This is a genomic window from Paenibacillus sp. J31R30, assembly GCF_059692115.1.
Map to the genome: position 1 here is coordinate 163,505 of NZ_JCAUAV010000001.1, position 25,268 is coordinate 188,772.

Sequence of the window (25,268 nt, forward strand, 5' to 3'; positions counted from 1 at the left end):
AGTTATGTTTTGAATGTTTTGATGCATCGAGTTTGAATGCGTCAAGGGAATATCAAAAAATTAAGAAAAAGAGGGATTAGGAATGACAAAGAGATTTTTTCCAAAAGTGAGGTTCTTGGTGGTGGCGCTTATGGTGTCGCTGCTGGCCTCGTTCATATCACCAGTTGGCAGCCCTATGGCGCCTACAGCGTTCGCGAGTACCATTAGCAACGAAAAGGTTGAGGTGTATGTTAACGGCCTGTTCGTGCGCGTACTTGACAGTAATAAGTACGACGAAAATGGAATCCTTTGGGTAGCGTCGGAGGCAATGGCAAACGACTTTCGCGCAGTATCCTACAATTTGCTTGACGGCAGCGGCTTTGCTATGAAAAATGACTACTATGAAATGATAGCCAAGCATGGCGACAGCTTTGTTACCGTTAATAACGTTGCGAACGGTGGTGGCGGAAGCATAGGGGCTAAAATTAATCTTCCAACAGGCACGCAGGTTTACAGGGAAGGCGATTTAAACTATATACCACTTGAAACCCTTGTAAAGGCTTACAAAGAGGTGTTTGGCGAGGACGCTATAAGCCTGAATATAGAAGCGACATCCTCGGCGGTAAGAGCTTTTGTTACGCTTGACGCTACTCTGTACGATATAGTCAATATCCCGCAAGCCACAGCAGATCAAATAAAAACCGACGGCTTATCCAGAGACGGGTGGTATGAAATCCCGCTTGACGACCCGGACGCTAAAGTAACGGTTTGGCGCAGGTCACAAAATCCTGAGCAGTTATTCAGCCCGCAGATGGATACTGTAAACACAGGGTTTGCATGGGTACTCGCGCCCGAACCGCAATTTGTTAATAAGTTGTCTATATTCTTCCCCGGACAGGCGGGTTTTGTAGGAAGCGTGGGGAATCTTAACGAGAATGAGACTCAACTGCTTAGGGTACGGATTGAGCCTACGGATGGCAGCGCCCCGTACGAATTCCAAACTACTGTTAAAACTAAGGCGGGGCGGTTTGGATTCGGCTCAGACGTATATAACGAACAATTCTTTAGAAAATTCGTTCCTTATACCAATAATGAACTGATGTTGAGAGCCACATTTGAAAATATAAGCGTGTACTTTGACTATGATTATCCGGACAACGAACGGTTTGCTTGGAAACCCACCGCAAGTTGGGTACCATCGGTAACGGCTTCTATCCCCTTTAACACAGATCATACCCTGGAGTACAGAAAACAGGGCGAAAGCAATTGGGAAAAAGCTATGAACATGATGTATGACGACCGTTACAATAACTTCAGGGGTTCTATCGTGGGGCTTGAACCGGGCACCACATATGAAGTAAGGCTAACGATTGAAAGTAAAAGCATTGTAAAAGAAGCTTCAATCATAACTTTGAGTGAGAAAATCACTTATTCTTCTACTGAATATGACGTAAGCGACTTCTACACTCCCGAGATGGGGAAGGCAGGCAAACCATTATCGCTTCAGGGCTTGAAAGGTACCGCCGACGCATGGATTAGAATAACTAACAAATACGGAATCGTGATTAATGCCACCGACGAGTTCTGGGATGCGGTCGTCCTGGGCAACTCTGAGTATGTTGAGCTTAACGGATTGATTGTAAGGGGCGGCTTGCGCAACGGTATAACCGTTCACAGCTCGGCTAAACACATTCGCATTGTGAATTGCGATGTCTCAGGCTTCGGCAGGTACGGCGCGCATTATCTGGGCAATAATCTTCCTGGGGCGGACGCCGGCGGAAGGACTATAGTGGACAGGCGCACGGGCTGGTTCTATGATGCTAACGTACGGCCTATCAACACCGATGCCGGTATCCGCATCAGCGATGTAGATTATATCCTTGTTGAGAAAAACTATATTCATGATCCGAAGGGCTCAGCCACAGGCTGGGGCAGCAACTCCGGCGTTAATGGATGGAGCGAGAGACATCCGCTTGGCGTGGACGGTTTCTATTTGAGGGGCGGCGAAGGCGTTGTTATTCGCTATAATGACATTGTAGCGGGCAACGACAAATACTGGAGCTATGGCCTTTCAACCTATAACAACTCCTCTTATGACGGAGGGATGGGCTGGGACTCCGACCTTTACGGGAACTATGTTTTAGGCGCGAACGCCGATGGGCTTGAGGTTGACGGCGGCTCCATGAACGTTAGGGTTTACGGCAATAAGATAGAAGCCGCAAGCCAGCCGATAAGCCTTGACAGCAGTGCGCTAGGACCTATATACGTGTTCAGGAATCTTATTACCAATCAGGGGGATCAGCTTGAATATACCGTTGGCGGCTTAAAGCATGGCACAGCCGATGCAAGCCCCTCGAAACCCGCGCACTGGTATCACTATCGCGGCCTGGATCATGTATTCAACAATACAATCATACTCCCCGAAGGCGCTGTTGGCGCGCGCGGTGGCATAGCGAATACTAGCGGGATATTCAACAGGTCATTTTACAGAAATAACATAATTGAACAAGCCAGCCCTCAACTGGTGGGCATGGCCCATGTGTACGCTGTACCTGGCTCCAGCTTCGACTATGATATTTCTAACGGAGCGATACAGCTTAACACATATGTCGGCGAGCCTAGAGAAGAACACGGCTTTACAGCGTTTACTGGTTATGACGGCGAAACGGCCAAGGCTGCGTTTGTAAACCCCGAGAGGGGCGACTACCGCCTTATGGCCGATAGCATTGGTGTAGACGACGGCTGGGTGATTCCCAACTTCAACAAAGGCTATAAGGGCGAGGCGCCAGACATAGGCGCTTTAGAGTATGACGTAAACGGCCATATGGATCTGATGCCATACAGGCCCATCGATTACTTGAACGCAGATGGTTATGAGCTTAAGCTTGATGGGAACCAGACGAAAACCATTGAGATTTTCGTAGGCGACTCAGTGCCCAGTGGTATGGGTTATACCCTGCTCAAGAACAATGAAACTGAGTTCTTCACCGTTAAAAACGCGTCGGGCCATACATCCGGCACTTTAACGGCAGGCGTGCTGACCCTTACAATAAGCAGCGACATGACCAAGATCAAAGAAGATTTTAGGGGCTGGCAATATCCCGTTGGTAAAGGCGCCTTCATCATTAAGCTTGACGATGGCAACTCTGTCCCGGTCTCGGTTTATGTGAAAAACACCACGGAAGTAGCCGTACAGCAAATCGTGTTGAGTGTTGACACTACTACAATTTTCGCTGGAGACACCAAGCAGCTTATCGCCGATGTATTACCCGGCAATGCCACTGATAAGAACGTTGTTTGGACATCGAGCGACTCGGATATAGCTTCAGTAGACCAAAACGGGCTTGTAACCGCATATTCAGAGGGGAAGGCGACCATTACAGCGACGATTGGCAGCATTAGCGCCAGTTGTGAGGTTACTGTAAAAGCTAAAGAGGGCGAATTGATTGAAATCCGCCAGGCGGACCCGATACCGGGAACAGGCGCGGCCAGTGCTGTTTGGTTATCTTGGTTTGTTCTCGGGGATCGCGCTACTCCCTCTTCCGCTAAAGTCTATGATTCCAATGGCAATCTGGTTGTGCCCACTCTAGAAGATTTCAGGGCTCCGGATTACAACAACCCAAGGGGCTTCTACCGCTGGCAATCGAAGGGCAAAATAAACGCAGGGGTATATACAGTTGTAATCACAGCGAAATACGGCAGCACGTTTGAAACCTATACCGCTACACTCACTGTGAAGAAGGAAGGAAATTCTTATATAAGTTCTGTCCTCTCCAATGAAAAATGGGTAGGTCCGCTTGTCCTTACATTGGATCAACAAAGCAGCTCCATAACTCTAGCGACTTATTCAATTACGGGCACCGTGAATAGGGCGGCGACGGTAAAAGTAAACGGGACTTCAGTTTCAGTTGGTTCAGATTTGAGATTTACCGCCACCCTGCAGCTTGGGCAAGGCAATAATAAGATCACCGTTGAATCGATCGATTCGGCAGGAATTTCAGCGGAGCCGGCTTCCATCGTGCTGTTCGTCGATTCCATTGCACCGGTCGATGCTGTGTTATCAGCTGACGTTACAGCACCAACCAATATGGACGTGAACGTAACGATCAGCTATCCGGACGATGCGACGCTGAAAGAGTACAAGGTAGGCGAAAACGGCGCATGGATGGCATACGACGCTCCAGTGGCTATCTCCGAGAACAACACTGTGTATGCAAGAGGAACGGATGCAGTCGGTAATGTATCGAATGTTACCAATTATCTCGTAAGCAATATTGATAAATCTGCTCTGACTGCAATGGTAACATACAGCCAAATTACTTCTACATCAGACAAAGTGGTTGCAACCATTACACCGAATAGGCCAGTAACCATCACGAATAACGGTGGCTCAAACAGCTATTCCTTCTACTTAAATGGGAGCTTTACTTTCGAGTTTGTAGATACTTACGGGACAAAGGGTACAGCTACGGCGACTGTGAACAATATTGTATCCAAAAGTAAAGCTAAGCCAGGCACAGTCGTTCTTTCGGATGACAATGGGGTTGATACTGGCCTTAAGGATGGTAATTTTAATATTCTGATGAATATGTGGTACGGAGAAAACGGCAAGATTTATAAGCTTTATGAAAATGATGTGTTAATCGATACCAAGATTCTTTCAGATAACACGCCGAATGCCCAATCAACCGTTACTTCAATTACTTATAAGCCAAATGGCATGTATCGTTACTACGCTGAACTTACCAATGCGTTTGGTACAACGAAGAGTAATGTGTACACTGTAAACGTAACGCAAGCAGCGCCAGCCAAACCGGTTTTATCCAACGATAACTGGGATGGTGACGGAAACTTCAACATCAACATGAACATGTGGTGGGGAGTCAATGGGACAACATATAATTTATATGAGAATGGGACTCTCATCTATACACAAGCATTGACGAATACCACTCCGACTGCCCAATCTGCTTTGAATGTTGCAGCCAATAAGGCAAAGGGCACCTATGCGTATCGTGCTGAGCTTGTCAACTATGCGGGTGCCACGTCTAGTGATACGATGATTGTCAATGTAACCAAGTAAGTATTTGCACTATGTTGAGGTAGAGGCATATGTATTAGAAAGCGTATCTTCATTGGGTACTGATAAAAAGATCTATCGAACAATCTGACACCTATAAAGGTGTCAGATTGTTTATTTTTTCAATAGAAAGAGTGGTAATTGCGAAAACCATGATAACTAGAATCATAATTCGAGCAGCAGTTCCTACTAGATAAATAAAACATGGAATTTATTTGAATCGCTAGGAGTATTTTTTATACGAGGATAAGTTATTAATACGTAAGGGGAGAAACCATGAATAATTTGAAAGCAGTTATCATTGGTGCAGGGTGGGCTGGTGAGGGGCATACACGAGCACTTCAGTCCTGTGGTGTTAATGTTGTGGCAATTTGTGCAAGAAAACAGGAGGTTGTATGTGAAGTCGCCCAAAGACTTGGAATACCGGAAGCATCGGTTGATTGGCGTCAAACGTTGAAATCTATAAAGCCAGATATAGTGGCGATAGCCACCCCTGCAAGCCTTCGACGGGAGGTCGTAGAGGTGGCGACAGAACTGGGGTGCCATATTCTATGCGACAAGCCGCTAGCAATTAACGAAGAAGAAGCCAGGGTACTATGGGAATTGGTCCAACAAACGGGTGTCAAACATGCTTATGCCGCTACCTGGAAGTATGACCCGAGTATAATATGGTTTTCGGAACTTGCGTTATCAGGTTCAATTGGTAAGATTCGAGAAATTGATTGCTCCTATCGGATATTTCGTGGAGGCAATCTAAGACCTTGGACATGGTGGAGCACATTGGAAACTGGTGGAGGCATACTTAATAATGGTCTACCGCACATTCTGGGGATTCTCGCGAGTATTACCGGTGGACTTCCGTTAAGAGTTACAGGCGAGGCACGTGTACTTAAGGACCGTGCTCCAGTTGTTCTGCAAGGTATACATGATTTTCGTACTTTAAGACAGAAAACTCCAACACTAGAGGAAGCTGAAAAACTGGAATGGCGTGATTGTGACGCCGACGGGGCTTTTACGGCATTGCTCAGTTTCAGTTCTCTTAGTGGAGCTGAGATTGCTGTTAATATTCAGGTAAACGACGGGATTGCCGCCTCCGTTCATCCACCTCAAATCACTCTTTATGGTGATTCTGGGACATTAGTTTTGACTGGTTTTTTTACTAACGGCTACACCGTATCAAAGTTGTGTGAGGGAGAAAATGCACCAGAGATTTTGCGTGTGCCACAGCGGCTTCTAGATGAAATGCCCGATTCAGGAGATCCGGTACAGAATATGTGGAGTGCTTTGTATCGTGATTTTACTGCGGATATACAAGGTGAGCAACATCGTGCATATCTTACCTTTTACGATGGTTATATATATCAAAGTGTGATTGATGCAATTCGATACGGAAATGGTTGGAGAAAGTTAGGGATATAAGTTCTTCTCTGTTTTGCAAATGGGGAAAGGCCCATAATTGATAAATACCTCTCTTATATGAAAAGAGAGGTTATTTTTTAAATTGGACTAGCAGAGAACGAACGCTCAATAAAGGTCATTTGGCCTTTTCTAAAAATTAATAATCATACGGTTAGGATACTCAAATATAAAATTGAAACACACGTGGACAATTTCACTGGTGAAACGTACGCCACAATTGAGTTAATCACCAAAATTAATAACGAAGTGTTTAACAATAAAACAGTTACATTAGAACTTGAAGATATGAATGTTATTCATGCTAAATGGATTACGCGTTTCTCACAGCCAGGACTACTTAGATATAAATACAGGATTCAAACTGAAGCTATTTCATTGAACTAACAACTATAGTTCAATTAAAAACAGGGAGCATATCACGCAGCAGTTGCTCCCTGTTTTCATTCAAGTAACGGGCAGATTAACGCAATAGAAATTCTTTGCAATTTTGCGGTCTATTAATGCTAGTATAGTAATAAAAGCAACTTAGGAAGGACTATTGCCGTGATACAGAGGATTAAATTTATGTATAGACAATTCTTAAGGGAACCACTGTGGTTTAAAATTCTAATTTCTACAACTTTGCTTATTTCGATAATATTTAGTAGTTCATTTTTTTCGGATAATGCGTATTACCAAAGCTGTGCCAAATTAGCTGCTGCTATTTTTCTTTGTGCTTATGGTATCAAAATGCGGAGAAATCTTCAACTTTCTATAATCTTCTTTGTAGGAGCAGTTATATGTATTTATCTATCATGGCACAATTTCCAACTTGCAAGTCTCTAAGCTATCGAGAAACGATAGTTAAATTACAATACGAAAAGGCAGACATCCCAGGTGGAATGCTTGCCTTTTCTCAACTAACGGCAAGTGTAGTTCCAATACATGGTATTATAGCTTTATAAAAGAGTCTAGAAATCAGTAAGGTGGTTGTTCAATTGAACTTAGAAAATGCCGTTGAATTCTTAAGTAAACACCAACCATTAGATGCTGACATGAACTTGGACCAAGCGACCATTAAGTCTTATGATGAAGTTAGAAAATTCTTTTTAGCAAATCCCAATGAAGTAAGTGTACCTCTATTCCTGAATTCATTTGGTGACGGTAGTGGTTATGGAATTTATCAGCTTGTTGAGGACGTGTTACTTAAGTTCCCTAAGGAAAACGTCCTCCCTCATTTGATAAGTTCTTTATCTAGCCCACATTTGGGAGTGCGGTATTGGTCAGTACAGATTGCTTCTTCTTTCCCAGATCCAAGACTGATTGTTCCATTATCCCAATTATTAAATGAGAAATCAGATGATATTAGATATTCTGCTGTGGTTGCTTTGGGTGAAATAAATGATGATGAAATTAGCGAAATTTTGTTCAAAGCTAAAGATAGTGAACAAGATATAGAGCTATTAGAACGGATTGATGAAATACTAAACAATAAGTGATTAAGCTAACGGGTAACGATAGCATTCCTGTAGAGCGTTAATTTTGAGCTTTGCAAAAAAATAAGCGCCTCGGTACGATGGGAGTACGCAACGGGTCATAGCCCTTAAAATCCCATCATCCAGGAGGACGCTCTATATGAAGTTTAAAGCGCAGAACAAACAAAATCAACTCATTGAAAAAATTACCGCTCAGCATCTAGTTGTCGGGATCGACATCGCTCAACAAGCACATGTCGCACGTGCAGTTAATTTTCGTGGAATTGTGGTCGGTAATCCAATATCCTTCTCGAATGATGAAGAAGGATTTCAAAATCTTCTTCGGTGGATTCATTCACTGCAAGCAGCTCATAGCCTTAGTTCGGCTATTATTGGTATGGAACCTACCGGTCATTACTGGCTTAACGTCTCTAAATGGCTCTCTGAGCGTCAATATGAAGTTGTTCTCGTCAATCCTCATCTCGTGAAAAAGAATAAGGAAAACCGTGACAATACGCCATCTAAGAGTGACAAAAAGGATGCTCTCGTCATTGCGGACATGGTTAAGAACGGCTACTACTCGTTCACTCGTAACACACCTGAAGCCTTTGAAGAACTTCGAGTCTTTTTCTCAAACCGGGACTCTGTCGTAACGAGGCTCGTTAGTGCGAAGAATCAAATCCATCGTTGGGTTGACGTTGTGTTCCCTGAGTTGCGACAAGTCTTTAAAAACCTTATGTGCAAAGGCTCATTGGCCACATTAAGACTTTTCTCAACACCTGAAGAACTAAGGAAATTAGAGCCTCAAGATGTCGTAAGTGGGTGGAAGTCCCTAATGAAACGTCAGCCTGGCGAAATAAAGGCTCGAGCACTTATTGCTCTTGCTAGTCATTCTGTTGGTTCTAAACAAGCTACTTATGCGTACAAACTTCATTTAAAGCAGCTTCTGGCCGAATACGATCTTGCCTGCGAACAGCTCAAAATAGTAGAGACAGAGATTATTGTCGTTTTAGACCGCATTCCATTTGCTAAATCAATGCTTGCTGTTAAAGGGATTAACGCAATTTCACTTGCTGGTATTCTTGGTGAAGCAGGGGATTTAAGTGGCTTTGTACACGGCAATGCATTACTTCGGCATGCTGGTCTAAACCTTGCAGAAGCAAGCTCAGGCAAATGGACGGGACAGATGAAAATAAGTAAACGCGGACGATCTCGCCTGCGCCGTTTCATCTACATGATGACCATGAGTATGGTGGGGAACAATCCAGAATTCAAAGCAATGCATGAGTTCAATGTACAGATGAAAAAGATGAAGAAAATGAGATCTCTTATGAAATTGTGTGGAAAATTAGCCCGAATACTCGTTGGAATGGCCCGCAGCAATGAAGCCTACAATCCTACAAAAACAATGCCACTTCAGTTAGCAGCTTAAGTAATAACCAACCGTTTCGTCGTACGAATTTTGGCTTATTCGCAGGATTTTAAAAGAAAGCACGGGGTACCGGATGTGTTTAACCAAAGGGCAAAGACCCGTAACGATAGCAAGACCGGCCTCCACCCCTTGGACAGGCGTAACGAAGGAATGTGAGGGCGATGACCCGTTGAGACATGGGAGTGAAAACCTCCAGGGGCGGCGTGGAGAATGCGTGCAGCATATGGGAATATATGGGATGTTAACCTCACCCTCTATTTCAGTGCGCCTTCATGTTGCCAAGGTCTATTACGGTAACTCTATTCCAAACCTCCTGTCTTTTAACAAGGGTGAAATCCTGCGAATAAGCGAGTATACGTGAGAAAACTTAATCGAACCGAGGGAGTTAAATATGGATCGCAGGCAGCACCGCAGTTTGCGATCCATTTTTTTGCAGACTAAAGAGCAGAATAATTTGATTAGAAGGTAATTAGTTGTATAAGTTTTTTGAAAATCAGGGGGAGAGTATTGCAAATGAACAATCTTATAGGGGATCGAATATATTTACGCGAATTTATGTCTTCTGACTGGCTAGATGTTCATGCATATGCTTCGCAGGAAATTGTTTGCCGTTTCCAACCTTGGGGGCCAAACACTGAAGAACAATCAGAAGCATTTGTAAATCAAATCTTAATTGACACTAATGAAACAACTAGAACACGTTTTGTGTTTGCAATAGTTGAGAAAAGCACGGAAAAAATGATAGGTGCAGGAGAATTAAATATCAGATGTTCTACACATAAAAATGGCGAGATAGGCTATATAGTTCATCCTGATTATTGGGGTAAAGGAATCGCTACAGAAGTTGCTGAATTATTAGTGAATTATGGCTTTAAGGAGTTTCAACTCCATCGAATTTATGCAACTTGTGACCCGAGAAATATAGGGTCTTCTAAAGTACTTGCCAAGATAGGAATGACACAAGAAGGAAGATTGAGGGATGCACTGTTAATAAAAGACGGTTGGCGTGACTCACTGGTGTTCGGCATCCTAGAGGATGACTGGAAAATCATATGAGCAAAATATTCGGCAGCCTGCTGAAGTAACGGGCAGAATATCGTAGCGAAACATTAAGTAGTTGGCAACGTATAGAGTTATACTTACATCTTTTGGAAAGTCGTTGTATGAGGCGAAACTGTCACAGCAGCAGTAAAGCCTTTGGAATGAAATTAAGAAGCGGAGTGATTATTTGAAAATGAAAGATGTCGGAAATGGTGCCTTCATCGGCGTTGGAATTGCTTTAGGTGTCGCTTTAGGTGTCGCATTTGGAGCAGTATTCGGTAATGTAGGTCTTGGAATTGTATTTGGAATTGTAGTCGGATTAGCAATCGCTATGTTTAGAAATAACAAAAATAAAGATCAATAATTAAGGTAAACTATTCACCTAATTACTAGAAAAAATCATTACTTCACAAACGTATACGATAGTTGAGGGGCTTGCTTCGCGGCAGCCCCTCTTTTGTTTATTAAAGTAACGAGCAGATTTCCTCAAGCCTTACGGGACAGAATAACTCAACTGTTATTGGGATGTATATCCAATTAGGTGAACCTCACCCCTCTAATGGGCAGGTTAGTTTACTTGTGATCTGCTGAACCGTTCACAAATAATGCGAAATCCGAAGGCAAAGGAGGGGAATCTTGTTTGCTTTTTTAAATGCCTATTTACATGTATTAATGTCTTGGTGTACTATTACATTAATACAATTATTCATTACATTTCAATAAAGGGTGAATCGATTATGAGGCAATGGTTGGCTTTATTAATTAAGGATTTCAAGTTATCAAGAACGGTGTTCTTCATCGGACTCGTCATCAACGTATTGATGGCTCTGTTGACGCTCTATTTGGGGAGGGTAGCGGGCGATACTTTGCTTATGTTCGTGCCTTTGGCGATTGTTGTCGCTCTTCATGCCGTTTACGTACCGATCGTAGTATTTTTCAGTTTGAAGCGGGAGAGCAATCATTTGCTTTTATGGTTGAGCAATCCTCAACCGGCCACTAAATTGCTCATGAGTAAGATCGCGAACGGTATGATGATGATCGTCATTTCGCTTGTCATGTTATATGCGTTGTCCGGAGCGCTGATCATCCCTAAATTTGACTTAATTGAACCCTATTGGACGGATGCTTGGAAATTGGCAACGTTCGTCTTCGTCCACATTATTTGGATATCCATTGCGATTTGCGCTTGGATGATGGGACTTTGGGCTTCTTACCAGTACCTCAGATTGAAGTTAGGAAGATGGAGTCGGGCAGCTATTGCCGCCGCGGCCATCTTATCTGGAGGGATATTTGCCTGGTTCACCTCTTCCACGCCATATCGGTTCATTACGGAATGGGGAAGCATTACCTATAAGTTACCTAAGATATTTAAGGATCCCCTACAAACCTACGTAGGAGAGTATCTATTTGATGTCGTTATTATCGCGGGATTATTCATACTAACCGCGTGGCTCGTGGATAACAAAGTTGAGGTATAATGATGGATGAATTTAATGCTTCAAAGCCGATCTATTTGCAATTGGCGGAACGGATACAGCGACAGATCATTAGCAAGGAACTGAAACCGGGCGAGAAGCTGCCTTCGGTCCGCGATATGGGAGTCAAATACAGTATGAACCCCAATACCGTTCAACGTGCGTACAGTGAGTTGGAGCGCGAAGGTGTTTTGGAAACCAGGAGAGGGCAAGGAACGTTCGTTACGGAACAACAAGATCGCTTGGTAGGACAGCGCGAAAAGCTGAAGCATGAACAGATCGAACAGTTCGTCCACATCATGCAAGAAATGGGCTTTGACGCAGCAGAGATTCTATCGGGGTTGCAAGAATATTTGAGCGGCATTGAGAAAGGAGACAAGTGAAGTGATTGAATTAACGAACGTTTCCAAACTACATAGGAAGCAGGTCGCACTTAAGGACATTTCTGTATCGGTACCCATGGGAAAAATCATTGGCGTCGTAGGCGGGAATGGCAGCGGCAAGTCGACGTTATTGAAGTTAATGGCTGGACTTTCGCTTCCCACTAGCGGTCGCGTGACCATAAACGGAGAGAAGGCTAACCGAAAATCCGGCAAAATCGTTTCTTACTCCCCCGAGATTGGCGTCTTGTATCCATTCTTCACGGTTAGAGAAGCAATTGCGTTTCAGGCTTCGCAATTTCCGGACTTTAATCTGGCTAAAGCGGATGAAATTTTACACCTTATGAAGCTGGATTCTAACATGAAAATCAAGGCGCTATCGAAAGGAAATCTCGGCAGATTGCAAATCGTGCTCACTTTGGCTAGGGAGGTCCCCTACATTCTAATGGACGAACCGTTGTCTGGTCTTGATCCTATGGTGCGAGAGACGATCGTTAAAGGAATGATTTCATATGTGGACCTCAGTGCTCAAACCTTGATCCTTACAAGCCATGAGATTGCGGAAATTGAAACGTTGATAGACGGGTTCATCGCGCTTAAGGACGGTTCCTTGCTTAAAATGACCGACGTGGAGGAGCTGCATGAATCAGAGGGTCTTCGTCTCGGGGATTGGATGAAGAAGGCTTATATCTAGAGGAAAGGGAATGATGAAAATGATGGAAGATGGTCAAAAAAAATTTGCAGGCGGAGTCTCGTTATTGCGTCTTAATCTGCTCAGGGGGCTTTACCTTCTTGTCGTCGTAGGGCTCGGCATCACGGTGTTACCTAACGTCTTTGACCGATCGCAATCGTGGGAACTGATGGAGGGTGTTGTGCAATGCATGCTCGTCGCCTTCTGGGTGCTGTGCATATTGGGGCTGAGGTATCCGTTGCAAATGCTCCCCGTACTCCTGTGGGAATTGACTTGGAAGTCGGTTTGGCTGATCGTCGTTGCGTTACCGATTTGGACTTCCGGTCAGATGGACGACACAACTATGGAGACGGTCATTGCCTGCTTATTGGTTGTCATATTTCCATTCATAATCCCTTGGCGCTTCGTGTTTGCAAACTATGTGAAGAAGCGCGGAGATCGATGGATGTAAGCTGGAAAATTCGCAGTTAGAGTGATACGGAGAACCCTATCACAAGTGACAGTGAAAAATGTTATTTATCGATCGTTCTCATTATGGTAGGGTAGGATAACTTAATTCATCATATTGCCTTCGATGAAAGGTAGAGGTAATAATAACCATAAGATTGTTGTGATTGAGGATTGATACATATGGTGATCCAATTGTTCAAAGACTTTTATTATCATGAGTATCGTTAACACATTCCTTAGTAGTCAGGAGTGGTTAACGCTTTTCGCGCTACCTACCCTGCGACATGCCAACGCGCAGGACCTTAGGTCTAGCGTGTTTTTTGTTTCCATGCCTTGACGATGTCGATGTTAGATGCATTAATACTTTGCTTAAAGAACAAGAGATTAAAGGGGCAGCGCTTGGGGGGGAATGAGGATCGATGACATGAAACCGACCGAATAGGGTTGTTCCAACTAGAGCGCGATCCTTACGAGTTGCTAAACGTTTATGATCATCCAGCTTACCGTGATACGGTAAGAGAACTTAAAATGGAGCTTATCCGTCTAAGACAAGAAGTGAAAGACGAAGTTGCGATTTTCGATTGGAACAAATGCCTTAACCTGAATTGGTTAGGCTTTTTTCATTGTATTGTCAGCAAGTAGACGAACTGATAAAATGAGAGCGTTGCCATAAAAATCATATAGAAAGGAAGATGTTGATGAAGAAAACATGGTATTACCGCTTGCTTTTTTCTTACATGCCGGTCTTCCTTTTGATCATTTCTTTTTTATTTTTTATTTTTTTCCAAATATTAAGCGAGCGGGCGCAGCAGGATGCGGCCAGCGTTTACACAAGCATCAATAATCAGTCGCTTCAGACAGTGGAGCAGACACTGCAAGCGATCGATCATTTAATGGTGATCAAACAGACGAGAAATAATAATCCTTCCGATTTTAATATGTTGGACTTTTTCAATCAGAAGGGCCAGCCTTCAACCTATTTCACCTACCAGGTGACCCAAGAATTCAATAATATGAAGCAGCTGAATCCATTCATTCAATCCCTTTATCTCGTACGCGATAACGATGGTTATGTGCTCAGCTCCAATACGGTCGCTCCGCTGCAATCTTTTGCCGATCGCGAATTTATTAAAGGACTGATGAAGGATACCTATTCGTACCATTGGACGGATAAGCGGATGTTCAAGGAGTTTGAAACGTCCAGAATGGAAACGGTAGTCTCATTGGCGCGCAAGTATGTAACGAGCTCGGGAGAAAGCGGACTCATGATCGTAAATGTGTCGATCAACGCCTTGAATCAGCTGATAGCTAAAAGCTTGGATCAATCGGTCAGTTTTGTAACGGTTACCGGTTCGGAAGGCATGAATATGTTTCCAGAGCGCGAGGTTAAAGAAGGAAACCAGAAGATCATGTCAACGATTGTATCCGAATATACGGGCTGGACGTATAAAAGCGGCTTGGTAAATGGGAATAGATTTTCTATTCTTCAAGTCTTTTCAGGAATTTGGTTTGTTTTTGCCGCAGTTGTTGTTTTGATTGGGTTATTATCTATTCTTTATATGACGAACCGGAATTATAAACCGCTTCGCTCACTGATTTCCAAATTGGATGAGATGTCGCAAGCAGGTGCAGCCCAGAGCGGGAATAACGATAATGAATTTCACTATATAGAGACAACGTTTCATTCGCTTGTTGAACGATTCAATGTGTTTAAGTCGCAGTCGGATCAGAATATTAATTATCGTAAAAAATCCATTTTTCTCGAGGTTATGAACGGCTCTAGATCGTTAGCGAACGAGGAATGGGTTGATGAGCTGGGGAGGCACGGGTTCAAAGGTGGATTCAAAAAGGCGGCGGTTCTGGTCGCTTCCATCGATAAATATTCGGAAATCCGCAGCCGGTTCACAGATCAAGATCTTATTTTATATCGTTTCATCATTCAGAACATGTATACGGAGCTTGTCCAGAAATCGTCGCTTCGCTGCTGGACCGAGTGGATGAACGACAAGGAAATGTGCGTCTTCATTTTTACACAAGAGGACATTCCTAGCGAATTATTCGATAAAATCAAGCCTTTCACGGAGCATGCGCTTGCCTGGATCCGCAACAATCTGCCCTTCACGGTAACTTTTGGTATAGGTCAAGTAACGGAAACGGTGCCTCAGCTCAAAGATTCCTATAAATCTGCCATCGAAGCGATTAATTACAGGTTTGTGCTTGGCAATGACCGAGTGATAGGGTATTGGGAGATGGCGAAAGAATACGAGGTCGAGCTGTATTACCATCTTGAACGGGTTCGCAGTATGGTGTATTCTTTTCGGATGCTGGAGCCGGATTGGAGGGCCAAATATACCCGGATTTATACAGAAATCATTGCGAACCGGCTGAAGCGGGATGATATTGTCAATTTGCTTCATTATTTATCTTTCCATTTGTTTGACCACATTCATGGACTTGTACTGAACGATGAGATCGTGCAGACGAACAAAGCGATAATGAAGGATGTTATCGAACAATTCGAGACGCTGGAGGATGTACAAGAGCAGCTGCTTGAAATTATGGAGAAGCTGGAATATGTCATTTCGGAGAAAGCCCGTAATGGGAGCGAACAAGTCATCGCGATTGAAATGAAGCAATATATCTCCGACCACCTCTCGAATCCGGATCTTTCTCTTGTTCATCTTAGCGAGCAATTCGGCATTCCTTCCAAAAATGTCAGCTCATTATTCAAGGAACAATTCGATATTAAGTTTATCGATTATCTCATCAACCGCAGAGTAGATCTTGCCAAACAGCTCCTGACAGAGACGGAGTCCAGCATACAAGAGGTCGGATATCAGGTTGGTTATTTGAGTCCTATTTCATTTAACCGCGTTTTCAAGCGATTGGTAGGCGTGACACCTGGAGATTACCGGAAAGAGCGCAATTGTTAATAGCAGAAAATTGTTAATCGTTACGTCGGATTAGGTCATAATGACCTGATCCGATTTTTGTTTACCGCCAGAAACATGTAAATTGCAGGGCTGCTTCCGGGTGGGGTATAGTTGCCCCATCAACAACAATCGTCTCATGGAAGGAGGAGGGTTCAAAATGGCGGAAACAGCCAAACTGTCTGCTGCATCAAAAGTAAAGAGCAGATCTTCAAGCAGCACGTTAGTGGGAGGTTCGCTAAAAAAGATACGGCGGCATTGGCAGCTTTATCTTTTAGTTTCACTGCCAGTTGCTTATTTCATTCTTTTTAAGTATGTGCCGATCCTAGGCGTACAGATCGCCTTCAAGGATTTGAATCCGATCAAAGGCATTTGGGGCAGCCCATGGGTAGGGTTTAAGCATTTTCAAGCGTTTTTCGAACACCCGAATTTCTGGCTGCTTATTAAGAACACATTGTTTTTAAGCTTGTATTCGTTAGCAGTAGGTTTCCCTGCTCCGATTTTACTTGCGCTCATGTTAAATGAGTTGAAGAATGGTCTGTTTAAGCGTACCGTACAGATGGTTACTTACGCTCCCTATTTTATCTCTACTGTCGTTATGGTCTCGATTATTATTTTGTTTCTGTCGCCTAGAATTGGCGTTATCGATCATATCCGAACATCGCTTGGCTTAGCTTCGATAAACTTTATGGGCAAGCCTTCCTTGTTCTCGTCCATTTTCGTTCTCTCCGATGTGTGGCAGTTCATGGGTTACAGTGCCATCATCTATATTGCAGCCCTTGCCGGCGTGAATCCGCACCTGTATGAAGCGTCAAAAATCGATGGGGCGACTCGGCTGCAGAAAATCATTCATATCGACATCCCCAGCATTATGCCGATTATGGTGCTGCTGCTCATTTTAAACATGGGGCATCTGCTCAACATCGGGTTTGAGAAGGTGTATCTGCTGCAGAATCCGCTTAACATCGGAGCCTCAGAAATCATTTCCACTTATGTATACAAAGTCGGTCTCGTTCAAGCGAATTACAGCTTTTCATCGGCGGTCGGATTGTTCAACTCATTTATCAATTTAATGCTGCTTCTCTTTGCTAACTACGGGGCAAGACGAATTACGGGATCGGGGTTGTTCTGACATGGAGAAAACAATCAAAATCAAGGAACCGCTTGCGGATAAAATTTTACTCACAATCATTTATGTCATTCTGTCCCTCATCCTTGTCATTGTGTTGTACCCGCTAATTTACATCGTCAGTTCTTCAATCAGCTCTCCGCAGGCTGTAGTAGCCGGCAGAGTTTGGTTATTTCCGGTGGAGTTATCGCTGAAAGGCTATACAGCTGTTCTCAATAATCCGCGCATTTGGTCAGGCTATTACAACTCGCTGCTTTATACGGGAATCGGGACATTCATTAGCGTAACCTTAACAATCGCGCTCGCCTATCCGTTGTCCAAAAGGACCTTTCATGGAAGAAAGCTCCTTGTGTACATGATTATGATCACGATGATTTTCAGCGGAGGATTGATTCCTTACTATCTGACCGTAAAAAATTTGGGATTGATCGATACGCGCTGGGCATTGCTTCTTCCGCAAGCTGTAGCCGTATGGCAAGTTTTTATCGCGAAGACGTTCTTTGAGGAGACGATTCCAGAGGAACTAAATGAAGCGGCGCAAATTGACGGCTGCAGCGATTTCAGATTTCTAAGATCGATCGCACTGCCGTTATCGAAACCGATCATTGCCGTGCTTGTGCTTATGTATGCGATTGCAAACTGGAATGCGTATTTTGATGCGCTCATCTTTTTGCGGCAATCTGATTTGTTTCCACTGCAGCTTATTTTGCGGGAAATATTAATTCAGAATTCGGTTGATAATACGATGATGGTAGATGTGCGAACAATGGAAGCCAGACAAGGGATGAAGGATTTACTGAAATTTTCGCTGATCGTCGTCTCCAGTTTGCCGGTACTTCTTATATATCCATTCGTTCAACAATACTTCGTGAAGGGGGTTATGATTGGTTCGTTGAAAGGATAAAGGAAATGCGATTACTAAAATAGAACTGTATGTGAAATCATCATTCAGGAGGGTGTCAGTATGGGGAAATTATGGAAAGCAGTTGCTTATACGGCTCTAACCGCCGCCTTATTGCTTAGTGCTTGTTCGAATGACGACAACGGAGGCAAGGGACAGGAAGCCAGCACAAATCCTAACGGAGGAGATGGAGCGCAAAAGTCATTAACGATAAGCGCGTTTATTAACCAATCTCCAAACCTTACAACTTTAGATAATCCGTTTACGAAGCAAGTTGAACAGAAAACGAACGTGAAACTGAATTTCGTTGTGGGACCGCCGAATGATAATAACGACAAGCGCAATGTTTTGATGGCAAGCGGTGATTATCCGGATATTTTTCTGAGCGGTAACTTCGCGCCTGCGGATCAGATGAAGTATGGCAAGCAAGGTATTTTCCTTCCATTGAACGATCTTATCGATCAGTACGCTCCGAATATTAAACAAGTATTCAAGGATCGTCCGGATCTGAAAACGGCGGTAACGTCTTCGGACGGGAAAATCTACGCAATGCCGGAAGTGAATGAATGTTATCACTGCTGGTATTCCCAGAAGCTGTGGATCAACCAAACGTGGCTAGATAAGCTTGGTCTTAAAATGCCGACAACCACAGAGGAATATGCGAACGTGCTTCGCGCCTTCAAGACTAAGGACCCGAACGGCAACGGCAAAGCGGATGAAGTGCCTCTGAGCGGGGCATTGAACACATGGCACGGCGATTTGACTGGCTTCCTTATGAATGCGTTTATTTATAACACTGGGGATGGACAGCCCTATTCTTATATTCGGGTGAAGGACAGCAAAGTCCAGCTCTCGGCGAGCCAGTCAGAGTGGAGAGACGGTCTCCGTTATATGAATTCGCTTTATAAAGAAGGGTTGATCGATCCTCAAGCTTTTACGCAAAACCAGGAAGGCTTGCAACAGCTCGGCAACAAAGCAGGCGCTACCGTGCTTGGTTCGTTCACGATCGGCCATGTGCAAATGGCTGTTGGCGCTACCGACCCACGGAATAAAGATTATACAGCGGTTCCTCCGTTAAAGGGGCCGAATGGCGTGCAGCTATCGGGTTATTATAAATCCGTTGGCAACCAGGGCCGTTTCGTTATTACGAATAAAGCGAGCAAAGAAAAGCAGATTGCGGCCATCAAGATGCTCGACTATTTATGGACCGAAGAAGCAACCAGAGGTCAAGAGTTTGGTGTAGAAGGACATGCGTGGAAAAAAGCGGACGAAGGCCAGCTGAATGTCAATGGCAAACCTGCGAAGTATCAGGTAGACCCGAAATATCGCAGTGAAACCATTCATACTGATGGATGGGATCAAGCCGGTCCGGACTTCCGGCCTCGCGAGCGCTTTGAATCACAAGCGGCTTCACAGGATATGTTTTCACCGGAAGGGTATGAGCTTCGTTTGGTGAAGGAAACGCAGAAATACGAGGGTCTCCAACCGAAAGAGCAGAATTTCTTCCCGATCGATATTTTTATTAGCTCTGAGGAAGGCGAGGCGGCCGCTCAATTAAAGGCGACCATCGAAGATTACGTGAAATCGAATATGCTGCAGTTCATTACTGGAGATAAAAACATTGAGAGTGGCTGGGATGCTTATATCAAAGGCTTTGAGGGTTTGAAGCTGAATGATTACTTGAAAATATTGCAAAATGCTTATGATGCCGATCGCAATAAAGTGAAATAATCGCATTAGAAGCATGTATGGAAATGACGGCCTGCGGCAGAGTGCTGCAGGCCGATTGTATAAGAATGCGAAGGATGTGCCGTCTATGGAGCAAAAACAGCAGTCCCAAATCGTGAATCCGATTCTGAGGGGTTTCAATCCCGATCCGTCGATCCTCCGAGTGCAGGACGATTATTATATTGCAACATCGACCTTCCAATGGTTCCCTGGTGTGCAAATTCATCATTCACGCGATCTCGTTCATTGGAGACTGCTCACGCGACCGCTTGAACGGGTGAGCCAGCTTAACATGCTGGGCAATCCGGATTCCGGCGGCGTGTGGGCGCCATGTTTGACATACAGCAGTGGGACGTTTTACCTCGTATTTACGGATGTAAAAAGCCATGCGGGCGCTTATAAAGATACACACAATTATGTCGTCACCGCCAGGAATATAATGGGGCCTTGGTCCGAACCTGTGTACTTGAACAGCAGCGGCTTCGATCCTTCGATGTTCCATGATGACGACGGGACAAAGTGGATCGTTCATATGGCATGGGATTATCGCAAAGACCACGATCCGTTTAACGGCATATATATGCGGGAGTATTCGGAGAGTGAAGGGAAGCTGGTAGGTCCAACACATCTCATTTATACAGGTTCCAAGCTTGGTTTGACGGAAGGGCCCCACATTTATAAGAAGGATGGCTATTATTATTTAATGGTTGCCGAAGGCGGAACGAGCTATGAACATGCGGTTACGGTGGCGCGCTCCAGGCACTTGATGGGTCCTTATGAGACGGATCCGCAGACGGCGATGCTCACGTCAGTTCATAATCCGAATGTGACGCTTCAGAAGGCGGGGCATGCAAGCTTAGTTCATACGCAAAGCGACGAATGGTATCTCGTCCATTTATGCGGACGACCTCTGGACACGGAAGACAGACGGTGCAATTTGGGGCGTGAAACGGCGATTCAACGTTGTGTTTGGAGCGAAGACGGGTGGCTCCGGCTATCCGAGGGAGGATGCGAACCGCTTGATTTCGTGATTCCTCCATCGCTGCCAGAGCATAAGTTCCCGCATTCTCTAGATAAGGACGACTTCAATGCCAACAAACTAAATATCCATTGGCAATCCTTACGCCAACCGTTCGCCGAAGATTGGATCACACTCACTGAAAGACCCGGCTATGTGAGACTCAAAGGGATGGAATCACCAAATTCACGATTCAGGCACAGTCTGATCGGGCGGCGACAGCAGTCGTTTCGGTGTGAAGCAGAGACGGTCGTCGAATTTGCTCCGGACTCTTATCAACAGATGGCAGGCTTGATGTATTACTATAATTCGCAAAATTACTACTACTTGCGGTTAGGTTTTGATGAGAGCCTGGGACCAAACCTCGGTATTATTGGCAACGATCATGGTGTATATCAGGAGCATGCGGATAGACTCGTTCCGATCGCAGCGCAGCAGCCATGTTATCTTAAGCTGAAGCTGAACTACAGCGAGCTGCAATTTTATTATTCTGTGAATGGGACGGACTGGATAACCATCGGTCCGGTGCTGGATGCTAGTAAGATATCAGATGAATATGCGACGCATTTGGTCGACGGATATTTTACGGATTGGGGCTTCACTGGAGCGTTTATTGGGCTTTGCGCCCACGATCTGTCAGGCGACCGCAGGCATGCTGATTTTGATTATTTTACCTATTCGGAAACGGAAAACTGACAATGGAGAGATGCACGTGGAGCAGATGAATGAAACGTTAAAAGGCCGCCATTTAGTATTCGTAATCGGAGAAGATGAATATGCGTCGGAAATCACGATGCCGCTTATCGCTCAAGAAGCTGAACATAAGTATGGAGCTCAAGTGACGGTGTTATCCGCATATCCGGGACCAGCTGAGCCTGCGAATATCCCAGGACTGGAAGCGCTTCAAACGGCAGACCTCGCCGTGTTTTACCTGCGGTTTCGGCAGCTGCCAGAAGAGCAGTTTGGTTATATACGAGCGTATCTGGAGGCCGGGAAGCCGGTAATCGGCTTGCGCACCAGCACGCACAGCTTCCAGTATCCAGAGGGACATCCTCTGGCGCGTTGGAATGACGGCTTCGGCATCGATGTGCTTGGAGCACCATGGATACGGCATTTTGGGCATTCGTCGTCGACGGATGTTTCCCTCGCCTGGGGGGCAAGCGAGCACCCGATTCTGAAAGGCGTACCGACGCATTTCTCATGCCGCTCATGGCTGTATCAGGTACTGCCCTATCCACCGGAAGGAGCAGCGCTGCTGCTGAATGGGCATACGGTAAATCCGGAGAATAACGGCTGGTCGTATACGGAAGATACACCTAGGGTGCAACCTGTGGCATGGACGCGTACACATTTCGGAGGCGGACGCGTCTTTACGACGACGATGGGGCATCCCGAGGATTTCGAGCAGCCCGCTTTTAGAAGACTGTTATTGAATGGCATCCATTGGGCTGTTGGAGCCGAACATTTGATATCGGAAGGAGAATGAGGATGAAAATTGCGGCGATTACCGGCATAAAGCAAGCGGAGTTGGTAGAGAGAGAGAGGCCGGCACTTAAGGAGGGCTGGGCGCTCGTTAAAGTGCATGCAGCGCCGATGTGCGCGGAATATAAAGGGTTCGTTCATGGCCATACATCGGACTGCCTTGGGCATGAAGCGGCTGGTGAAGTGGTTGAAGCGGCGCCGGGCAGCAAGGTGAAAGTTGGCGACCGGGTCGTCGTCATGCCGCAGTATCCTTGCGGCGAGTGCGAGCTATGCCTCGCAGGGGATTTCATCTACTGTGAGCACAATATGGCTCATTACGAGCCGACGATGAGCCAGTATATTTCCAAGCCGTCCTGGATGCTGGCGCGTATCCCAGATGGTATATCTTACGAGCAAGCTTCGCTAGCCTGCTGTGGTCTTGGTCCCTCACATGGCGCATTCTCAGCGATGGGAGTGGACGCGTTTACAACGGTTCTCATCACCGGACTCGGACCGGTTGGCCTTGGAGCGATCGTCAACGCGAAGTTTCGCGGGGCAAAGGTCATTGCGGTCGAAATGAATCCGTATCGGGTAGAGCTTGCGAAAAAAATGGGAGCCGACAGTATTATCGATCCTCGTGATACCGATGCTGTGCTGCAGATTAAAGCATTAACCGGCGGCAAAGGGCCGGACTGCGGTCTGGACTGCTCAGGCGTCGTCTCGGCTCATCGGCTTCAGATTGATGCGGTGAAGCGCAAAGGCAAGGTCGCTTTTGTCGGAGAGTGTTTTACGGAAACACCGATTAAAGTTAGCGACGATTTGCTCCGCAAGGGCATTCATCTGATTGGATCGTGGCATTACAATATGAACGAATTTCCGCAGCTAATGAAAGTGATTGAGCAGTCGCCGTTAACCAGCTTGCTGATCTCACATACGTTTCCAATGAGCCACATTCAAGAAGCATTCGAAGTGTCTGCCTCACAGCAAAGCGGCAAAATCATTTTAAAGCCATGGGAGTGAGCAATTGATGAAGATCGGTATGAATTTGCTGCTGTGGACGGATCAGCCCAAGCCTTCCGAGCATTTAGCATTGCTGCAATCTATCAAACAGTGGGGCTTTGACGGGGTTGAATTGGCTGCCGACAATATGGATCCTGCGGATGCGCGTGTTTTTGGCATGATATTGAAGGAGCTGGACCTCGGCTGCACCGCAATCGCCGCACTTGATGCAGGCTCGGCGGATCCGGCAAGCCGGGACAGAGCGCTGCGGCAGGCAGCGCTCCATACGCTGAAGCAGGCGATCGACAATACGAAATCTTTGGGGGCGGAAGTGCTGTGCGGGCCATTATTTCAAGGGCTGGGACGATTTACCGGCCAGGCTCCACAGCAGGACGAGTGGGATTACGCCGTTGAAACGCTGCGCGAGGCGGGCGAATATGCGGGAACGATTGGCGTGAAGCTGGCGCTGGAGCCGATTAACCGTTTCGAGATGTATATGGTGAACACACTTGCGGACGGAGTGCGGTTTGTGAAGCAGATCGGCTTGCCTAACGTTGGCTTACTAGCGGATACACATCATGGCAACATCGAGGAACGCAATGTGGCTGAAGCCTGGAGACGGGCGGCGGCGCACATCGTGCATGTTCATATTTCGGAAAATGATCGCGGAGTGCCTGGCAGCGGTCATGCGGTACCGAAAGAGATATTTGAGGTGCTTACAGAGATCGGATATGACGGTTGGCTCACCATAGAAGCATTCGGGCAGCAGGTTCCCGGACTGATCTCACGCCTCCATTTGTGGCGGGAATATGCGAACCATCCGGACGATGCCGCTCGTTTGGGCATTCAATATATTCGGCAGCAATTAGGTTAAGGAGGTTTTGCTCATGCCAATTGTTCATGCAAACGGGATAGAGCTTCATTATACGGAAAGAGGTCAAGGCCAACCCTTGGTTTTACTAATGGGCCTCGGTGCAGACGGCAGCGTATGGGAGGAGCATGTACGCGCCTATGAGCAGCATTATCGCTGCCTATTGGTCGATAACAGGGGAGCTGGCAGCTCCGCCAAGCCGGAGGGCCCTTATACGACACGGATGATGGCCTTAGACACAATCGGATTACTGGACGCGCTTGGGATCGATCAAGCGCATCTGTCCGGCATATCGATGGGCAGCGCCATTGCGCAGGAGGTGGCTTTGGCCGCTCCGGAGCGAGTCAGGTCTTTAACGCTGAACTGCTCATGGTCAAAATGCGATGCGTACACGACGCGCATCTTCGAAACCTTCGGAGCAGCTTATCAGGCCATGAGAGCCGATGATTTCCAGAAGCTGCTGCAGCTCATCATTTTTACGCCGGCGTATCACGAACAGCATCTAGATAGGCTTATTGAAGGTCAGTACAGCGCATTGACGAACGACAATCCGATGCCGGTTCATGCTTTTCAAGCGCAATGCAGCGCTTGCATGTCTCATCATACGACAGGGAAGCTCGGGACCATCTCCGCACCGACACTGATCACTGTTGGAGACCAAGATGTGTTTACACCGGTTCATCTATCGTTGTCGATCGCAATCGAAATTTCCCATGCTGAGCTGCGTATTTTTGAAGGCAGCGGCCATACGCATCACTGGGATCGGCTGGAAGATTTTAACCGGATCACATTGGATTTTCTTAACCGACATTAATAATCTGAATAAAGCT

At 45.6% G+C, this 25,268-nt stretch carries 19 protein-coding genes; all 19 read left to right on the forward strand.

Annotated features, from left to right (window positions below; all coding sequences use genetic code 11):
• The first annotated feature begins 82 nt into the window (after nt 1-82).
• The 19 genes from AC58QO_RS00585 (at nt 83) to AC58QO_RS00675 (ending at nt 25,252) form a co-directional block, all read left to right on the forward strand.
• Nucleotides 83-5,062 (forward strand): Ig-like domain-containing protein, encoded by a 4,980-nt coding sequence (locus AC58QO_RS00585; protein ID WP_497263074.1) that lies wholly within the window; start codon nt 83-85, stop codon nt 5,060-5,062.
• A gap of 273 nt (nt 5,063-5,335) precedes the next feature.
• A complete protein-coding gene (locus AC58QO_RS00590) occupies nt 5,336-6,478 on the forward strand; it encodes a Gfo/Idh/MocA family protein (RefSeq protein WP_497263076.1) in 1,143 nt (380 codons plus the stop codon).
• A gap of 977 nt (nt 6,479-7,455) precedes the next feature.
• Entirely contained in the window at nt 7,456-7,956 is a 501-nt protein-coding gene (locus AC58QO_RS00595; protein ID WP_497263078.1) for a HEAT repeat domain-containing protein, read from the forward strand.
• A gap of 136 nt (nt 7,957-8,092) precedes the next feature.
• On the forward strand, nt 8,093-9,364 hold the full coding sequence (locus tag AC58QO_RS00600) for an IS110 family RNA-guided transposase (protein ID WP_497263080.1): 1,272 nt from the start codon (nt 8,093-8,095) through the stop codon (nt 9,362-9,364).
• A 513-nt stretch (nt 9,365-9,877) separates the two neighbouring features.
• A complete protein-coding gene (locus AC58QO_RS00605; protein ID WP_497264343.1) occupies nt 9,878-10,420 on the forward strand; it encodes a GNAT family N-acetyltransferase in 543 nt (180 codons plus the stop codon).
• A gap of 178 nt (nt 10,421-10,598) precedes the next feature.
• The gene (locus AC58QO_RS00610) at nt 10,599-10,769 is read left to right on the forward strand and encodes a glycine zipper domain-containing protein (protein ID WP_497264344.1); all 171 of its coding nucleotides are present in this window, start codon (nt 10,599-10,601) and stop codon (nt 10,767-10,769) included.
• Between the two features lie 373 nt (nt 10,770-11,142).
• Entirely contained in the window at nt 11,143-11,883 is a 741-nt protein-coding gene (locus AC58QO_RS00615; RefSeq protein WP_497263082.1) for a hypothetical protein, read from the forward strand.
• 2 nt (nt 11,884-11,885) lie between these two features.
• Nucleotides 11,886-12,263: a GntR family transcriptional regulator gene (locus AC58QO_RS00620; RefSeq protein ID WP_497263084.1), complete on the forward strand. Its 378-nt coding sequence runs from the start codon at nt 11,886-11,888 to the stop codon at nt 12,261-12,263.
• A 1-nt stretch (nt 12,264) separates the two neighbouring features.
• Entirely contained in the window at nt 12,265-12,954 is a 690-nt protein-coding gene (locus tag AC58QO_RS00625) for an ATP-binding cassette domain-containing protein (RefSeq protein ID WP_497263086.1), read from the forward strand.
• 10 nt (nt 12,955-12,964) lie between these two features.
• A complete protein-coding gene (locus AC58QO_RS00630) occupies nt 12,965-13,402 on the forward strand; it encodes a hypothetical protein (protein WP_497263088.1) in 438 nt (145 codons plus the stop codon).
• Between the two features lie 697 nt (nt 13,403-14,099).
• Nucleotides 14,100-16,334: an AraC family transcriptional regulator gene (locus tag AC58QO_RS00635; RefSeq protein ID WP_497263090.1), complete on the forward strand. Its 2,235-nt coding sequence runs from the start codon at nt 14,100-14,102 to the stop codon at nt 16,332-16,334.
• Between the two features lie 157 nt (nt 16,335-16,491).
• Nucleotides 16,492-17,463, forward strand: a complete 972-nt coding sequence (locus tag AC58QO_RS00640) for an ABC transporter permease (protein WP_497263091.1) — start codon at nt 16,492-16,494, stop codon at nt 17,461-17,463.
• Nucleotide 17,464: 1 nt separating this feature from the next.
• The gene (locus AC58QO_RS00645) at nt 17,465-18,364 is read left to right on the forward strand and encodes a carbohydrate ABC transporter permease (protein ID WP_497263093.1); all 900 of its coding nucleotides are present in this window, start codon (nt 17,465-17,467) and stop codon (nt 18,362-18,364) included.
• A 60-nt stretch (nt 18,365-18,424) separates the two neighbouring features.
• Entirely contained in the window at nt 18,425-20,092 is a 1,668-nt protein-coding gene (locus AC58QO_RS00650; protein ID WP_497263095.1) for an ABC transporter substrate-binding protein, read from the forward strand.
• 85 nt (nt 20,093-20,177) lie between these two features.
• Entirely contained in the window at nt 20,178-21,803 is a 1,626-nt protein-coding gene (locus AC58QO_RS00655) for a glycoside hydrolase family 43 protein (RefSeq protein ID WP_497263097.1), read from the forward strand.
• A gap of 25 nt (nt 21,804-21,828) precedes the next feature.
• Nucleotides 21,829-22,593 carry a ThuA domain-containing protein gene (locus AC58QO_RS00660; RefSeq protein ID WP_497264345.1) on the forward strand — a complete coding sequence of 255 codons (765 nt, stop codon included), beginning with the start codon at nt 21,829-21,831 and terminating at the stop codon, nt 22,591-22,593.
• Nucleotides 22,594-22,595: 2 nt separating this feature from the next.
• Nucleotides 22,596-23,588, forward strand: a complete 993-nt coding sequence (locus AC58QO_RS00665; protein WP_497263099.1) for a zinc-dependent alcohol dehydrogenase — start codon at nt 22,596-22,598, stop codon at nt 23,586-23,588.
• Nucleotides 23,589-23,595: 7 nt separating this feature from the next.
• Nucleotides 23,596-24,441 (forward strand): sugar phosphate isomerase/epimerase family protein, encoded by an 846-nt coding sequence (locus tag AC58QO_RS00670; protein ID WP_497263101.1) that lies wholly within the window; start codon nt 23,596-23,598, stop codon nt 24,439-24,441.
• Nucleotides 24,442-24,454: 13 nt separating this feature from the next.
• Nucleotides 24,455-25,252 carry an alpha/beta fold hydrolase gene (locus AC58QO_RS00675; RefSeq protein ID WP_497263103.1) on the forward strand — a complete coding sequence of 266 codons (798 nt, stop codon included), beginning with the start codon at nt 24,455-24,457 and terminating at the stop codon, nt 25,250-25,252.
• Nucleotides 25,253-25,268: the final 16 nt, after the last annotated feature.

What these genes read in the sequence shown, in the direction of transcription:
- AC58QO_RS00615 (WP_497263082.1), top strand. Translation starts at nt 11,143, where the DNA reads ATGAGGCAATGGTTGGCTTTATTAATTAAGGATTTCAAGTTATCAAGA.
- AC58QO_RS00670 (WP_497263101.1), top strand. Translation starts at nt 23,596, where the DNA reads ATGAAGATCGGTATGAATTTGCTGCTGTGGACGGATCAGCCCAAGCCT.
- AC58QO_RS00630 (WP_497263088.1), top strand. Translation starts at nt 12,965, where the DNA reads ATGATGAAAATGATGGAAGATGGTCAAAAAAAATTTGCAGGCGGAGTC.
- AC58QO_RS00650 (WP_497263095.1), top strand. Translation starts at nt 18,425, where the DNA reads ATGGGGAAATTATGGAAAGCAGTTGCTTATACGGCTCTAACCGCCGCC.
- AC58QO_RS00655 (WP_497263097.1), top strand. Translation starts at nt 20,178, where the DNA reads ATGGAGCAAAAACAGCAGTCCCAAATCGTGAATCCGATTCTGAGGGGT.
- AC58QO_RS00635 (WP_497263090.1), top strand. Translation starts at nt 14,100, where the DNA reads ATGAAGAAAACATGGTATTACCGCTTGCTTTTTTCTTACATGCCGGTC.
- AC58QO_RS00585 (WP_497263074.1), top strand. Translation starts at nt 83, where the DNA reads ATGACAAAGAGATTTTTTCCAAAAGTGAGGTTCTTGGTGGTGGCGCTT.
- AC58QO_RS00610 (WP_497264344.1), top strand. Translation starts at nt 10,599, where the DNA reads ATGAAAGATGTCGGAAATGGTGCCTTCATCGGCGTTGGAATTGCTTTA.
- AC58QO_RS00660 (WP_497264345.1), top strand. Translation starts at nt 21,829, where the DNA reads ATGAATGAAACGTTAAAAGGCCGCCATTTAGTATTCGTAATCGGAGAA.
- AC58QO_RS00605 (WP_497264343.1), top strand. Translation starts at nt 9,878, where the DNA reads ATGAACAATCTTATAGGGGATCGAATATATTTACGCGAATTTATGTCT.
- AC58QO_RS00665 (WP_497263099.1), top strand. Translation starts at nt 22,596, where the DNA reads ATGAAAATTGCGGCGATTACCGGCATAAAGCAAGCGGAGTTGGTAGAG.
- AC58QO_RS00600 (WP_497263080.1), top strand. Translation starts at nt 8,093, where the DNA reads ATGAAGTTTAAAGCGCAGAACAAACAAAATCAACTCATTGAAAAAATT.
- AC58QO_RS00675 (WP_497263103.1), top strand. Translation starts at nt 24,455, where the DNA reads ATGCCAATTGTTCATGCAAACGGGATAGAGCTTCATTATACGGAAAGA.
- AC58QO_RS00645 (WP_497263093.1), top strand. Translation starts at nt 17,465, where the DNA reads ATGGAGAAAACAATCAAAATCAAGGAACCGCTTGCGGATAAAATTTTA.
- AC58QO_RS00640 (WP_497263091.1), top strand. Translation starts at nt 16,492, where the DNA reads ATGGCGGAAACAGCCAAACTGTCTGCTGCATCAAAAGTAAAGAGCAGA.
- AC58QO_RS00620 (WP_497263084.1), top strand. Translation starts at nt 11,886, where the DNA reads ATGGATGAATTTAATGCTTCAAAGCCGATCTATTTGCAATTGGCGGAA.
- AC58QO_RS00590 (WP_497263076.1), top strand. Translation starts at nt 5,336, where the DNA reads ATGAATAATTTGAAAGCAGTTATCATTGGTGCAGGGTGGGCTGGTGAG.